The following is a 14,585-nucleotide window of genomic DNA, read 5'->3' as shown; positions in this document are numbered from 1 at the left end:
ATCTCCACCACAACCGCCCCCCAACCCTGGTGGACCCGCATCCCGCCACCGGTCCTCGACGCCCTGATCATCCTCATCGCCGCCTTCGACGCGGCGGCCAACCTCTGGGGCGAGGCCGCCTCCCCGTTCATCTACTCCCTCGCAGTCCTGTCCTGCGCCGGCCTCGTGCTCCGCCGCCGCCTGCCCCTGGTCGCGCTGCTCCTCACCCTTCCGGCCAGCTACACCCTCGACGTCCTCTTCGCCCCCTTCGCAGCGCTCTTCACCCTCGCCGAGCAGTCCCGCAACCGCCGCCTGCTGCTCTGGTCCGCCCTGGTGTCGGCGGTGGCCGCGGCGATCCCCTCGCCGATCAAGGCGAACTCCACGGACTCCCCGCGCGTCTGGACCGCCGTCTACTTCGTCTACGCGCTCGCCTCCGTCGCCGCCCCGGTCCTGCTCGGCCAGCTCGTCCAGACCCGCCGCGACCTGCGCCGCCGCCTGGCCGAGATCGAGCAGGCGCGCGAACACGAGCAACTGCTGCACGCGCAGGCCGTCGTGGCCCGCGAACGCGCGCAGCTCGCCCGCGAGATGCACGACGTCGTCTCCCACCAGGTCAGCCTGATCGCGGTCCAGGCCGGCGCGCTCCAGGTCGCCACCCAGGACCCGGTCGCCCGCGAGGGCGCGCAGACCATCCGCTCTCTAGCGGTGAAGACCCTCGACGAACTCCGCCACATGGTCACCCTGCTGCGTGCCTCCGGCGGCCGCGCCACCGAGCTCACACCCCAGCCGACCCTCGCCGACCTGGAACGGCTCGTCGCCTCCAGCGGCATCGAGGCCGAGCTGACCGGCGAACTCCCGGCCCGCGTCGGCACCCCCGCGCAGCGCACGGTCTACCGCACCGTCCAGGAAGCCCTCACCAACGTCCGCAAACACGCCCCCGGCGCCCGCGCGACCGTGCTCCTGTGGCACGACGCGGGCGGCTACGGCGTGACCATCACCAACACCCCCGCGACTCGCCCCTCGCTGGCGCTCCCCGGCTCGCAGCAGGGCCTGATCGGGCTCAGGGAACGCGCCGAGCTGTTGGATGGAACTCTCCATGCCGGGCCCACGGCTGGCGGAGGCTACGAAGTGAAGCTGAGCGTCCCCGCGTACTGAGATTGAGATCAGGACCAGGAACTGCGCGCTTCACCGACGGTTGCCACCTAACGGTCAATGCGGGTCATCCGAACCGGTGACAGTTCTGAAAATGTTCTGATTTTCCACCGGCATGCTCCCCTCCGTACGGGGACGGGGACGCAACCGAGCCACACGGAGCATCCGGAGGACAGCAGCGTGACCGAGACGACCATGGTCGACGGCGACGTGTACGACCACCTCGTGATCGGAGCCGGCCCGGCCGGCCTCCAACTCGCCAGGCACCTGCACGAGGCGGGCAGCCGCTACACCGTACTGGAGGCCGGCAAGGGGCCCGGCACGTTCTTCGCCACCTTCCCGCGGCACCGCACCCTGATCTCCATCAACAAGCCGCACACCGGGACCGACGACCCCGAGCTCAACCTCCGGATGGACTGGAACTCGATCCTCTCCGACGACCCGAAGCTGTTGTTCACCCGCTACACCGAGCGCTACTTCCCGCCGGCGGACGAGCTGCGCCGCTACCTCGCCGACTTCGCGGCCGCCTCCGACCTGAGCGTCCACTACAACAGCCGGGTCGCGCGGATCGGGCGGCCCGAGCCCGGCGGCCCCTTCGTCGTCACCACGCAGGACGGCAGCGTCCGCAAGGCGGCGGTCGTCGTCGTGGCCACCGGCGTGTCAAAGCCCTACATCCCGCCGATCAACGGCATCGAGCACGCCGAGCAGTACGTGACGATGCCGACCGACCCGGCCGACTTCACCGACCAGCGCGTGCTGATCCTCGGCAAGGGCAACTCGGCGTTCGAGACCGCGGACAACCTGGTCGAGAAGGCCGCGGTGATCCACGTCGCGGGCCCGGACGGGGTGCGGCTGGCCTGGAAGACGCACTATGTCGGCAACCTGCGCGCGGTGAACAACAACTTCCTCGACACCTACCAGCTCAAGTCGCAGAACGCGATCCTGGACGGCGATGTCCTGGACATCGTGCCGCAGCCCGAAGGCGGCTTCGTGGTGCGGTTCTCCTTCATCCGCGCCGACGAGGTCGTCAAGGAGCTGTACTACGACCGGATCCTGTGCTGCACCGGCTTCCGCCTGGACACCGAGCCGTTCGCGCCGGAGTGCCGGCCCGCGCTCGCCATCAAGGACCGCTTCGCCGAGCTGACCTCGGCTTTCGAGTCGGTCAACGTGCCGGGCCTGTACTTCGCCGGAACGCTGATGCAGCAACGCGATTTCAAGAAGGCCACGACCGGCTTCATCCACGGCTTCCGCTACACCGTCAGGGCCCTGAGCCACATCCTCGACGAGCGCGGCCGCGGCGTGGCCTGGCCGCGCCGGGCGGTGGCCGCGACGCCGGAGGCGCTGGCCGAGGCGACGATCGAGCGCGTCAACCGCAGCTCGGCGCTGTGGCAGCAGTTCGGCGTGATGGCCGACGTCATCCTGCTGCCGGCCGGCGACGGTGACGAGGCGCAGTACGTCGAAGAGGTGCCGGTGGCGTACGCGCTGGACGGCGGCCTGGCCGATCCGGACGCCGTGTTCGTCGCCGTGACCCTGGAATACGGGCCCGACCACGACAAGGTCGACCGCTTCGACGTGACGGTGAAGCGCACGGCCCAGGACGACCCCGAGACGGCTCACGACGCGGCGTATCTGCACCCTGTCATCCGCGTCTACCGCGACCGGAAGGTGCTGGCAGAGCACCACCTCGCGGAGAACCTGGAGAACCACTGGGACGGCGAGGCCTCGCACCGTGCCCCGCTCGTGGCCTTCTTCGAGAAGGTGGCGACTCTGTGAGCCCCACCGCCACCGAATCCAACGGCGTTGTGCGCACGGAGACCTCGGCTCCGACCGCCGATCCCAAGATCGACCTCGACTCACTGCTCGCCGTCCGCGAGTTCGAGGCCGTGGCCGAGCAGCTGCTCGACCCGGTCTACTACGACTACATCGCCGGCGGTTCGCGGGACGAGGTCACCGTGCGCGCCAACGAGGAAGGCTTCGCGCGACTCAGCCTTCTGCCACGCGTTCTTCGCGGCAGCGCCGAACGCGACCTGTCCGTCACGCTGTTCGGCGCGAAGTCCTCAATGCCCGTACTGATCTCGCCGACCGCGTTCCACCGCCTGGTCTGCGCCGAGGGTGAGATCGCCACGGCCCGGGCCGCCGCGCGCGCCGACACCGTCATGATCGCCAGCATGGCGAGCACCGTCGCCGTCGGGGAGGTGGCCGCCGCCGCGCGAGCCGCCGCCCCCGACGGCGATCCCACGCTCTGGTTCCAGCTGTATCTCCAGCCTGATCTGGACGACACCACCGCGCTGATCGCCCGCGCGACCGCCGCCGGCTGCCGCGCGCTGGTGGTGACGGTCGACTCGCCGGTGCTCGGCGCCAACGAGCGCAACAGCCGCAACCACTTCCACGACCTGCCGCCGGGGATGGCCTGCGAGAACTTGCGCAACCTGCGCGGCGACGAGCCGGGGAACGTCCGGCAGATCGCTATGTCCCCGGAACTGTCCTGGGACCACATCGACTGGCTGCGGGAGCACACGAAGCTGCCGGTGTTGCTCAAAGGCGTCCTGCATCCCGAGGACGCGCGGATCGCGGTCAGCCACGGCGTGGACGGCCTGCTGCTGTCCAACCACGGCGGCCGGCAGCTCGATACCGTGCCGGCGACGATCGATCTGCTCCCGGAGTTCGTCGCGGCGGTGGACGGCAGCGTTCCGGTGCTGCTGGACGGCGGTGTCCGGCGCGGTACCGACGTGGTCAAGGCGCTGGCCCTCGGCGCCGCGGCGGTGGGCGTCGGCCGGCCGATCGTGTGGGGGCTGGCGACCGCCGGCGAGGACGGCGCGGCGCGCGTGCTGGAGCTGCTGCGCGAGGAGCTGGACCACACGGTCGCGCTGTGCGGCGCCCGCGGCCTGGCCGACCTCACCCCCGACCTGGTCCGGCCGGCCGCCGGGAGCCGCTGGTGAGCGCCACGGCCTGGAGCTGGACCGCGATCGCGGTGCTGGCCGTGGCGGTCTTGGCGAGCCTGCCGTACTGGCTGCCGGGCATCGTCGTGGCTCTTCGAGTCCGTATATTCGCCCTCATCAACGGCACCGAGGGGATCTCGGTGCCCGGAAAGCTGGTCGGCGTCGACGATTTCAAGCGCGTCTACGCCGATCCGGCCGCCAACGGCCGCAGCCGGGGAGCAGCGCTGTCGGACCTGTTCTGGTACTGGCTCGCGCCGGGTCCGCAGGTCCATCAGGAGCATCTGGAGCCTGGGCCCCGGTACGACGACGTCGCTCGGACCACGCGACGTACGATCGCGCGGCTACGCAAGGACGACTGGGAAGAGCTCGTCGCACGGTGTGCGGTCCGTGAGTTCGACCGTCTCGACGGCCGGGCGCGCACCAGCCGCGCACGGGTCGTGCGGCTGCGCGACGCGATGATGCCGTTGTGGGCCACGGTCTACTACGAGGTGGTGTTCGGCGAGCCCTGCCCGCCGGACGCCCGCGACCTGATCGTCGCCAACGCGAACGACGTCGTCAGTGCCCTGAAATGCACGCGGCTGCGGCACATGGGCCGCCGGGACCGGCTGACTCGCTACCTCCAGGCCAAGATCGCCGCCGGTGCCGTGCCCTACGGCCTGCCCGCCACGCTTACCGAGCAGGAGCAGGCGTTCTACCTTCAGGGTACGTACTTCAACACCGCCGTGGTGCAGATGTCCGAGGGCATGGCGCACCTGTTGCTGGCGATCGCCGCGCGCCCGGAGCTGCAGCAGCAGCTTCGTAAGGAACTCTCGGCCGGAGATCCGCAGAACTCTGCGTTGCTGGACCGGGTGATCGACGAAACCCTGCGCGTCTACCCGCTGTTCGGCGTCGCGCACCGCATCACCTCGGCGCAGATCGCGCTCGGCGAGACGTCGATCCCGGCCGGTTCGGTGCTGCTGTTCAACTATCCGGAGTACCACCACGCCGGTGCACCCGACGCGGCCGAGTTCGATCCGGACCGCTGGCTGCGCGAGCACCTGGAGCAGGTCAACAACATCCCGTTCGGGATCAGCGCGAACCGGCCATGTCCGGCGCGCGGCATCGCACCGCTGACCATGCGCGTCGCGGCGGCCGAGGTACTGCGGCGCTACGCGCTGTCTACCTCCGTCGGTCACACGCGCTCGCTGCCGAACCGTGGCCCCTGCCTGCTGACGCCGCTGACGCCGCTGGATCCGCGGGATCCGCTGCCTCCGGAACGGCCGGAGCCGCGCCGCCCGGCCGTGCGGCTGGCGCTGCTGCGGGTGCGGGACCGCTGGGAGGACGTCTGGCGCAGCCTCGTCCAGCTGGTGCTCGGCACATACATGGTCTGGGACGCGCGCCGCCTTCGCTTGTGCCGCAACTACTTCGCCGCCCAGGAGGCCGAGCGATGAGTGTCAATGCCCTGGCTCCCCGCTTCTTCATCGCCGTCGTCGTGATCCTGCTGTTCTGCCGCCTGGTGGCCTGGGCCATCGGCCGGGTCGGGCAGCCCCCGGTGGTCGGCGAGATGGTCGCCGGCGTGCTGCTCGGGCCGTCGCTGCTCGGCGCCATCTCGCCGCGTCTGGAGCACGAGCTGTTCCCGTCCGCGCTCAAACCGGTTCTCTACATCGCCGGCCAGATCGGTCTGGTCGCCTTCATGTTCCAGGCCGGGCACGAGTTCCGGTCGCATCTCGATCGGAGCATCGCGCGCGCGGCAGCCATGGTTTCCGGCGCCGGGATCCTCGCGCCGCTGGCGCTCGGTGCGCTGCTGACGGTCGGCGCGCACGGCCGGGTCGGCATCTTCGTGCACGGGGTCTCGCCGGTGGTGACTGAGTCCTTCGTCGGCGTCGCGTTGGCGATCACCGCGTTCCCGATGCTCGCGCGCATCATCACCGAGCGGGGCCTGACCGGGACGCGGTACGGATCGCTCGCGCTGGCCAGCGGGGCGATCGACGACGTGGTCGCGTGGTGTCTGCTGGCCGGGGTGCTCGCCGTGGCCTCCGGCAAGCCGAAGCCGATCGTGGTGGCCGTCGGCGGAATCGTGCTCTTCGCCCTCCTCGTGCTCTACGGCGCCCGGCCGTTGCTGGCCAGGACCCTGCGCCAGGGCGGGTCGGTGTCCGAGGTCCAGGTGCTGATCGTGGTCGCGGTGCTGTTCGCGGCGGCCTGGTTCACCGACGAGATCGGGCTGTACTCGGTCTTCGGCGCCTTCTGCGTGGGCATGGCGATGCCGCGCGGGGCGTCCTCGGAGCGTGCGGTCACGACCATCAGCACCAGCAACCGGATCATCTTCCTGCCGATGTTCTTCGTCTACTCCGGCCTCAACACCCGCTTCGGGCTGCTGGGGAACCGGCCGCTGCTGGTGTTCTCGCTGTTCGCGATCATCGTGGCGGTGGTCGGCAAGTACGGCGCGTGCTGGATCGCCGCGCGGGTCAGCGGACAGGACCAGGCCACGGCGCTGCGGCTCGGCGCGCTGATGAATGCCAGGGGCCTGATGCAGCTGATCGCGCTGAACGTCGGGCTGCAGGCCGGGATCATCAACAGCGAGCTGTTCACCGCGCTGGTCCTGGTGGCGCTAGTCACGACGCTGATGGCTTCGCCCGCGCTCACGCTGCTGGACCGTGTGATGCCGATGCCGGTGCGGCCCGGGGCGTCGGAGCCGGAGGCCGAACTGGCCGTCGCGTCGGGTTGAGGCTGGGTCGAGGCCCGGTTGAAGCCCGGCCGACGCCGGGTTGGAGGTGGGTTGGAGCCGAGGTGAAGACAGGGGGCTGAGATCAATGTGTGACACAATCCGGTGTCATGGCAGCGGAGAAGCCGCAGAAGCCCAGACTGCTGATCGTCGAGGACGATGTCGAGCTCGCGGCGCTGCTCGGCACCCTCATCGAGGGCGAGGGCTACCAGGTGGACACCGCGTACGACGCGCAGCGCGGTCTGCACCTCGGTCTGGCGCACGAGTACCGGGTCATGGTGATCGACCGGCGGCTGCCCGGGATGGACGGCCTGGAGCTGCTCGCCGGGCTGCGGCGGCGCGCGGTGACGGCCCGGGTGCTGATCCTCACGGCGCTCGGGGCGTACGCCGAGCGGGTCCGCGGCCTCGACGCCGGCGCCGACGACTACCTGACCAAGCCCTTCGACCTCGACGAGCTGCTGGCCCGGATCCGCGCGCTGGACCGCCGCTTCGCCGACTCCTCCGACCTGCTCCGCCTCGGCGCCGGCTACCTGGACCGGCAGGCGCGCGACGTCGCCCTGCCGGACGGCACCCGGATCCCGCTCTCCCCGCGGGAGTTCGACCTGCTGCACACCCTGGCCGCGCGGCCCCGCGCCATCCACTCGCGGTCCCAGCTGCGGGCCGAGGTGTTCCCGGACACGGCCGCCGAGTCGGTCGTCGACACGTACGTGTACTACCTGCGCCGTAAGCTCGGCCGGCAGATCGTCCGGACCGCCTACGGCCTCGGCTACCGGATAGGCATGCTCTGATGTTCCGACGGTCCGCCCCGCCAGCCCCCGAGCGGCGCATGCTGACGCGCGCCGCCGCGGCGCTGGCGTGCCGGATCGCCGTGGGCTTCCTCCTCGCCCTCGCGCTGCTCGGATTCTGCGCCTACCGCGTGGTCCTGGACGAGCAGCGCACCCAGGCCCGGCACATGATGAACACGGCGCTGGAGGTCGGCAGCCCGGACGCGGTGACACCGTGCCTGTGGCTGTTCGAGATCGACGGCACGACCGTCCGCCACCCCCAGCAGATCCCAGCCGGCTTCCCGCTGCACTCCGCGGTGGCGGCGGTCGACGCGGCGCAGTCCGGCGAGGCGCCGTCGCAGACGCAGGTCACGATCGGGCCGACGGTCTACGACGTGATGACGGTGCGGCACGGCGGCGTGACCCGCCAGGCCGTGCTCGACACCTGGTACCAACAGGCGGACCTGGACCATCTGGTACGAGCGCTGCTGCTGGTCGGGCTGCTCGGTGTGGTGCTGGCGACGGTCGTCGGCGCGGTCCTCGGGCGACGCTCGATCGCCCCGCTCGGCGACGCGCTGGATCGGCAGCGCCGCTTCGTCGCCGACGCCAGCCACGAGCTGCGCACCCCGCTGACCCGGCTGCATACTCGCGCGCAGATGCTGCTCCGCGCGCAGGGCGGCGAGCCGTTGTCGGAGCGGCTGACCGGGGAGCTGACGGCGATCGTCCAGTCGGCCGGCGAACTGAACGACGTGGTCGAAGACCTGCTGATGTCAGCGGGCATGCGCAGCGACCCGACCCGCTGCGAGGAATTCGACCTGGCGACCCTGGCGGCGGAGGTGATCGAGGCGGAGCGGCCACGCCTGGGCTCGCGCGAGATGGTGCTGAACACCGTCGGCGAGCAGCTGACGATCAAAGGCGCCCACTCGCCAGTGCGTCGCATGATCTCAACCCTGATCGACAACGCGATCAGCCACACCGAGCCGGACGGGCGGATCGAGATCTCTTTGCGGCAGGCTGGCCGGGGCATCGTCGAACTCGAAGTCACCGACGACGGCACCGGCTTCGACCCCGCCGATCGGGAGCGCATCTTCGAGCGCTTCGCGCAGAGCGGAAGCCCCGGGCCGCACCACTTCGGGCTGGGGCTGGCGCTGGCGCGGGAGATCGCGACTGATCATGGCGGGACGATTCGGGCTGTGGGGCGGCCGGGCGCGGGGGCGAGTTTTACGGTGCGGTTGCCGGGGGCGAGTTGAGGGGTGGTGGTTGTGGCGGTGCTGGCGGCGGCCGCGTCGTCGGTGTCGGTGGCCGTGTCGGTGGCCGTGGGTGTCGGTGTCGGTGGTGGCTGGCGGTGTGAGTGTCTGTAGTGGTGGCGGCGGCGGCGGCGGCGGTGTCGGTGTCGGTGTCGGTGTCGGTGTCAGTGGTGGTGGCGGGGGTGTCGGTGTCGGTGTCGGTGTCGGTGTTGGTGTTGGTGTTGGTGTCGGTGGTGCGTGCTATATCTGTGTATAAGGGGCGATAATTCCCTAACAATATGCCGCCGCATCGACTTGCACACTGCGGGTCAGGCGTCACTGCGGTCTGTCGGCAGGCTGCGGTGTGTTCGTGGATTTACAGGCGTTTTTTGACGGCTTCGCCAATGGTTGGATGGCCTCGCAGGGGACGCAGTTCGGTTGAGCGAAATGCGTCGCGCTGGCGGCCGCCGGTATTCGTGGAGACGACCGCGCACAGGTCCGAGTCTGTGCATGGTGCGTTGGCGGGTGGCGGTTTTCGCGTGCACGACCTCGCATGAGTCCGAGTCACTGCGCATGCGTCATGCGGGCGGGTGGCGGCCGCGTTTGGTGGGTGCGTTGAGGCCTCTGGCGGGCCTCCTCGACGAGGGGGCGACCCGCGCGACCTGCTTGATGCCGCCGGTCCGTGACTGTTCGGCTTTCTGTCCGCTGTTGCCTGCGTTGCGTTGTTTGCTGGCGGTGTTGCTTGTGGTCGCCGAGGTTCTGGGTCCCTCGCCGCGTCATCGCCGTAAACGGAACCAGCCCGGTCTGCAATGCCGCGTAGTTAAGGATTCTGAGGCCTTGTCAACTAGGACAATTTGACCCTCAACGCTGTTCGATATGCCCTGATTGCTGTAGTTCGATGGCTGCGAGGTGTCGTATCCAAGGCTCCGCCTGGTCAAATTGAGCACAGTTGACAGCAGGCCAGAATCCTTAAGGGCTCGCCGCGATTTAAAGCGTTGCTTTGCCCTGAGCGGCTCGTTGTTGTGGTATGGGCATACCGGTGGAGAACGAGGCGGCGCTGGCCGCGAAGTTCGAGTCGATATTTCCTCACCTGGATGAGAGGCAGCGCAGGCTGCTGGCCGGGGCTGAGGCCCGCTCGCTGGGGCATGGCGGGATCCGGGTAGTGGCTCGGGCTGCGGAGATGCGGGAGGGCACGGTCTCCAAGGGCGTCATGGAGTTGGAGGCCGGTGGCGATCCGCTGGGCCGGGTGCGTCGTCCCGGTGGGGGCCGCAAACGGCTGGCCGATCTCGATCCCGGGCTGCGTCCGGCCCTGCTGGCGCTGGTGGAACCCGATGTGCGCGGCGACCCGATGTCGCCGTTGCGGTGGACGACGAAGTCGACCCGGAACCTGGCCCAAGCCTTGACCGAGGGCGGGCACCACTGCTCGGCCGATGTCGTGGCGGACCTACTGCGCCAGGAGGGGTTCAGCCTGCAGGCCAACGCCAAGACGATCGAGGGACGGCAGCACCCGGACCGGGACGCCCAGTTCCGGCACATCAACGAACAGGTCAGGGCGTTCACCGCAGCCGGGGACCCGGTGGTGTCGGTGGACGCCAAGAAGAAGGAGCTCATCGGCCCGTTCAAGAACGCCGGGCAGTCCTGGCAGCCGAAAGGCAACCCAGTGGCGGTACGCACCCACGACTTCATGGACGCCGACGTGGGTAAGGTCACGCCCTACGGGGTCTACGACATCGCCGCGAACACCGGCTGGGTGAATGTCGGCACGGATCACGACACCGCCGCGTTCGCGGTGGAGTCGATCCGCCGCTGGTGGAACAGTATCGGCGCGACAACCTATCCCTCGGCCCGCAGGCTTCTGATCACCTGTGACGCCGGCGGCTCCAATGGCTACCGCACCCGGGCCTGGAAGGCCGAACTGGCCGCGTTCGCCGAGCAGACCGGTCTGGCGATCACGGTCGCGCACTTCCCACCGGGAACGAGCAAGTTCAACAAGATAGAGCACCGGCTGTTCTGCCACATCACCATGAACTGGCGTGGGCTGCCGCTGACCAGCCACGAAGTCGTCGTGAACAGCATCGCCGCGACTACCACCAGCACCGGGCTGACCGTGGCCGCCGAACTGGACACCGGCGCCTACCCCGAGGGCATCAAGATCGGCGACAAGCAGATGCAGGCACTGCCGCTGGACCGCAGCGACTGGCACGGCGACTGGAACTACACCCTGCGCCCCGACGGCTTCCTCCGCATCGACGACACCCCGGACCCCTTCGATGCCCCCAGCCCCGACCTGGCCTGGCTCGCCCACCCCGCGATCACCGGTATCACCAACGATGAGTTGGCCGCCCTGGTCGGCAGGCTCCTGACCCTGCACCACGCCCAGCGCGAAAACCAGCTCCACCAGCGACGCGGAGCCCGACCACGCATCAAGGGCGACGGCGCGGCCACTGGCCGCCGCCCCATCCTCACCCTGCCCGACCGGCTACTCGCCGCGATGCTCCACTACCGCCTGGGCCTGCCGCAGACCGCCATCGCCGCCCTGTTCGGCGTCACCGCCGAGACCGTCAACCGCCGCCTGCGCGACCTACGCCAGCTCCTGGAACACGACGGGGCCACACTCCAACCCACATCAACCAGGCTCCGCACCCTCGACGACCTGCACCGATACGCTGAACAAAACGGGATTACCAACCCGACCGAGATCAAACCAGCGTGTTAATTCGCGGCGAGCCCTAACTACGCGGCATTGGCCCGGTCTGGCGGAATCAAGCCGCATCACAGCTGCTGTGGTCCGGCTCCGTCCGGCTTGACACCGCCAAACCGGGCAGGTTGGCTGCGCCCGCTGACGCGGCGAGGGACCCAGAACCAAACCCCGGCATGGTCCTTCGGACCCCCTCACCACGTGGCCGGCCGCGCTGCCCCGTCGCCACCGTGGCCGCCGAGGAAAAACCCTGATCAACCCCTGGTCGTCAGTCGCGCCCGGAGTTACGGTGCCAAGTGGCCGAAGTTGGCCAGACAACTATTTGTTGGCTATACAACTTCGATCCGTTCATCGGCCGCGGAAGTCCCGTCAACCTCGCGTCCCCATAGTCGGGGGGCAGTTCCGTGCCCGTGCCACGTTCGTCGAACGGAAAGGATCTCGTATGACTCCTCCGTCCCTGCCCCGCTTTGCCAGAGGCGGGCGCTCCCTCCTGCTCGCCTCCACTGCCGCGGTGGCGCTGGTGGTCGGCACGCTCTCCGTGAGCTCCGCCCACTCCGCGCATGCTGCGACCGCGAGCGCCAAGGCCGCCACCAGTGCCAACCTCCTCGTCGATGCCGGGGCCGAGGATGCGGCCCAGTGTTCGTCGAACGGCCTCGACGGCATGACGATGCCTGGCTGGACGATCGTCTCCGGTGACCCGAACGCCGTCTGCTACGGCGCGTCCGGCTACCCCGATGCCAGTACGCCCGGGTCGTCGAACCGTGGCAACCAGTTCTTTGCCGGCGGGGGGACCGGGAACTCGGATCTGGCGCAGACCGTTGACGTGTCCGCTGCCGCCTCGGCCATCGACGCCGGGGGAGTGCCGTTCGGGCTGTCCGGGTGGCTCGGCGGCTATGCGGGCCAGAACGACCGCGTCGGCATGACCGCGACCTTCCTCAACGCCTCCGGCTCCGCGCTCGGTTCGGCCGCCATCGCGCCGGTGACCAACAGTGACCGTGGCAACGTCACCGATTTCCTGCAGCGCAGCGCCACCGGCACGCTGCCGGCGGGCACTCGCTCGGTCAAGGTAGACCTGGCGTTCACCTGGACTGCCGGGGACACCACCGACGGCTACGCCGACGACCTGTCCCTCACCGTCGGCGCCAGTGTTTCCGCCCCGGCGCTGACCGCCCCGGCGTCTGCGGTGCCGGGCTACGACCACGTCTTCGTGGTCTACATGGAGAACGAGGACTACTCCGGCATCGTCGGCAACACGTCACAGGCCCCGTACATCAACAGCCTGCTGCCGAAGGGCACCTCGCTGAGCCAGGCCTACGCCACCACGCACCCCTCGGACCCGAACTACGTCGCCCTGGCCGGCGGCGGCCTCTACGGCCTGCACGACAACAGCATCGCCACCACCACGATCAACGCCCCGCACGTCGGCAACAGCGTCGAGGCCGCCGGCAAGAGCTGGAAGACCTACGTCGAGAACGAGAACGGCAACTGCGACTACACCTCGCACGGCTACTACTCGCCCGACGACGTGCCGTTCACCTTCTTCCAGAACTTCAAGTCCGACGAGTCCGCCACCGGCTACTGCGCCCGGCACGACCAGCCGCTCACCCAGATGACCAGCGACCTGAAGTCGGCCTCGACCACTCCGAACTTCGTCTGGTTCGAGCCCGACGACTGCGACGACATGGAGTCCTGCGGCGTCACCGCCGGCGACAACTGGCTCAAGGCCACCCTGCCGACCATCTTCAACTCCCCGGCCTGGACCCAGCAGAAGTCCCTGCTGATCCTCACCTGGGACGAGGGCGCCACCAAGGCCTACGGCCCGAGCTACCCCAACCGCGTCCCGACCCTGCTGCTCGGATCGCAGAACACGGTCAAGGCCGGCTACACCAGCGCCCAGCGCACCGACCAGTACGGCCTGCTCCGCACCGTCGACCAGGCCCTCGGCCTGGCCCCGCTGACCAACAACGACAAGTACGCGGCCACCGTCAACGACGCCTGGAGCGGCACCGCCAGCACCGGCCCGACGCTGACGACCACGACCCCGAGCGTGGCGAACGGCTCGTCGGTCACGTTCTCCTACTCCACGCCGCCGGCCACGAACAGCGCCAAGAACTGGATCGGGATCTACAAGCCCGGCAACACGCCCGGCTCGCAGGCCTCGACCGCCTGGCAGTACACCCCCGGCACCAGCGGCAGCGCTACGTTCACCGCGAACTACGGACCGGGCACGTACAACGTCTACTACTTCAACAACGACGGGTACTCGATCCTCGCAGGTCCGCTGACGCTCACCCTGAGCTAGCACTACTGGCGCCACCACATCGGTCCGGGCTCGACAACGAGCCCGGACCGATGTGCATCGGGGAAGCTTGGGGCGTGAACGACGATTCCGGCCACGACGCCAGTGCCAGCAATGCCGACAGCACCGCCGACAGCGAGGCCCCAGCCACCGCAGCCACCGCAGCCGGCTACCGCCGCTCCGCCGGCACGCCCCGCGCCCAGGCCCGCCGCCGCGAACTGCTCGGCCTCGTCACCGACGACCTCGCCGAGCACGGCCTCGTCGACTACTCGCTGCGCCGCGCGGCCAAGGCGGCAGGTACCACGCACAAGGTCCTCCTCTACCACTTCGACGGCGCCGAAGACCTGCTCCGCGAGTCCGTCGAGCTGCTGCGGGAGCGGCGCCTGGCCTCGTCGTTGGCAGCGGCCTTCGCTCCGGGAACCGACCAGACCCTGGCCGGCCGGGTCCGCGCGGTCTGGCCGGTGCTGACCGGCACTGGAGAGGGACAGCGTGCGCTGGACCAGGCGCTCGGCCTGGCGATGTACGACCCCGAACGACATGGCGCCATCGCCGTGGACGCCGCCGGCCACTTCCTGCCGACGCTGCGCGACATGTGCCCGCCGCAGTGGAGCGACCAGCGCAAGGAAGAGATCGCCGAGCTCGTGTTCGCTGCGATTCGGGGCTTTCTGGTGCAGCGGCGCACCGGCGGCACGGACGGTGCCAACGGTGGCGAGGCCGGGTTCGAAGCGCTGCTGCGGATGCTGGAGCGCGAGGAGGCCGCCGACTGACGTGCACAAGGTGATGCCAGGCCTCCTGCCGGTGCACAGTTGCGAACCATGTGGTTCACTTTA

The 14,585-nt window shown here is 69.5% G+C and carries 11 protein-coding genes; all 11 read left to right on the top strand.

What is annotated here, in order from left to right:
• The first annotated feature begins 39 nt into the window (after positions 1 to 39).
• The 11 genes from GWK61_RS30870 (at position 40) to GWK61_RS30820 (ending at position 14,522) form a co-directional block, all read left to right on the top strand.
• Complete coding sequence (locus GWK61_RS30870) at positions 40 to 1,131, top strand: sensor histidine kinase (protein ID WP_194914869.1); 1,092 nt, start codon at positions 40 to 42, stop codon at positions 1,129 to 1,131.
• 192 nt (positions 1,132 to 1,323) lie between these two features.
• Positions 1,324 to 2,901 (top strand): NAD(P)-binding domain-containing protein, encoded by a 1,578-nt coding sequence (locus tag GWK61_RS30865; RefSeq protein WP_194914866.1) that lies wholly within the window; start codon positions 1,324 to 1,326, stop codon positions 2,899 to 2,901.
• Positions 2,902 to 2,984: 83 nt separating this feature from the next.
• Entirely contained in the window at positions 2,985 to 4,067 is a 1,083-nt protein-coding gene (locus GWK61_RS30860) for an alpha-hydroxy acid oxidase (protein ID WP_194914864.1), read from the top strand.
• Entirely contained in the window at positions 4,064 to 5,497 is a 1,434-nt protein-coding gene (locus GWK61_RS30855) for a cytochrome P450 (protein ID WP_194914856.1), read from the top strand. Before GWK61_RS30860 ends, GWK61_RS30855 begins: the two co-directional genes overlap by 4 nt.
• Positions 5,494 to 6,771, top strand: a complete 1,278-nt coding sequence (locus tag GWK61_RS30850; RefSeq protein WP_194914847.1) for a cation:proton antiporter — start codon at positions 5,494 to 5,496, stop codon at positions 6,769 to 6,771. Before GWK61_RS30855 ends, GWK61_RS30850 begins: the two co-directional genes overlap by 4 nt.
• A 107-nt stretch (positions 6,772 to 6,878) precedes the next feature.
• A complete protein-coding gene (locus GWK61_RS30845) occupies positions 6,879 to 7,556 on the top strand; it encodes a response regulator transcription factor (protein ID WP_194914839.1) in 678 nt (225 codons plus the stop codon).
• Positions 7,556 to 8,782 carry a sensor histidine kinase gene (locus GWK61_RS30840; protein ID WP_194914837.1) on the top strand — a complete coding sequence of 409 codons (1,227 nt, stop codon included), beginning with the start codon at positions 7,556 to 7,558 and terminating at the stop codon, positions 8,780 to 8,782. The genes GWK61_RS30845 and GWK61_RS30840 overlap by 1 nt, the downstream gene beginning before the upstream one ends.
• 101 nt (positions 8,783 to 8,883) lie before the next feature.
• Complete coding sequence (locus GWK61_RS30835; RefSeq protein WP_194914835.1) at positions 8,884 to 9,045, top strand: hypothetical protein; 162 nt, start codon at positions 8,884 to 8,886, stop codon at positions 9,043 to 9,045.
• A gap of 740 nt (positions 9,046 to 9,785) precedes the next feature.
• Complete coding sequence (locus GWK61_RS30830) at positions 9,786 to 11,474, top strand: ISAzo13 family transposase (RefSeq protein ID WP_194914829.1); 1,689 nt, start codon at positions 9,786 to 9,788, stop codon at positions 11,472 to 11,474.
• A 424-nt stretch (positions 11,475 to 11,898) separates the two neighbouring features.
• Complete coding sequence (locus tag GWK61_RS30825; RefSeq protein ID WP_194914826.1) at positions 11,899 to 13,758, top strand: alkaline phosphatase family protein; 1,860 nt, start codon at positions 11,899 to 11,901, stop codon at positions 13,756 to 13,758.
• Positions 13,759 to 13,832: 74 nt separating this feature from the next.
• Positions 13,833 to 14,522, top strand: coding sequence for a TetR/AcrR family transcriptional regulator (locus GWK61_RS30820; RefSeq protein WP_228563208.1), 690 nt, complete (start codon positions 13,833 to 13,835; stop codon positions 14,520 to 14,522).
• Positions 14,523 to 14,585 lie beyond the last annotated feature (63 nt).

The organism is Catenulispora rubra, assembly GCF_015356825.1.
GTDB classification, from domain to species: domain Bacteria; phylum Actinomycetota; class Actinomycetes; order Streptomycetales; family Catenulisporaceae; genus Catenulispora; species Catenulispora rubra.
This window is presented reverse-complemented; position numbering and strand designations above follow the sequence as displayed.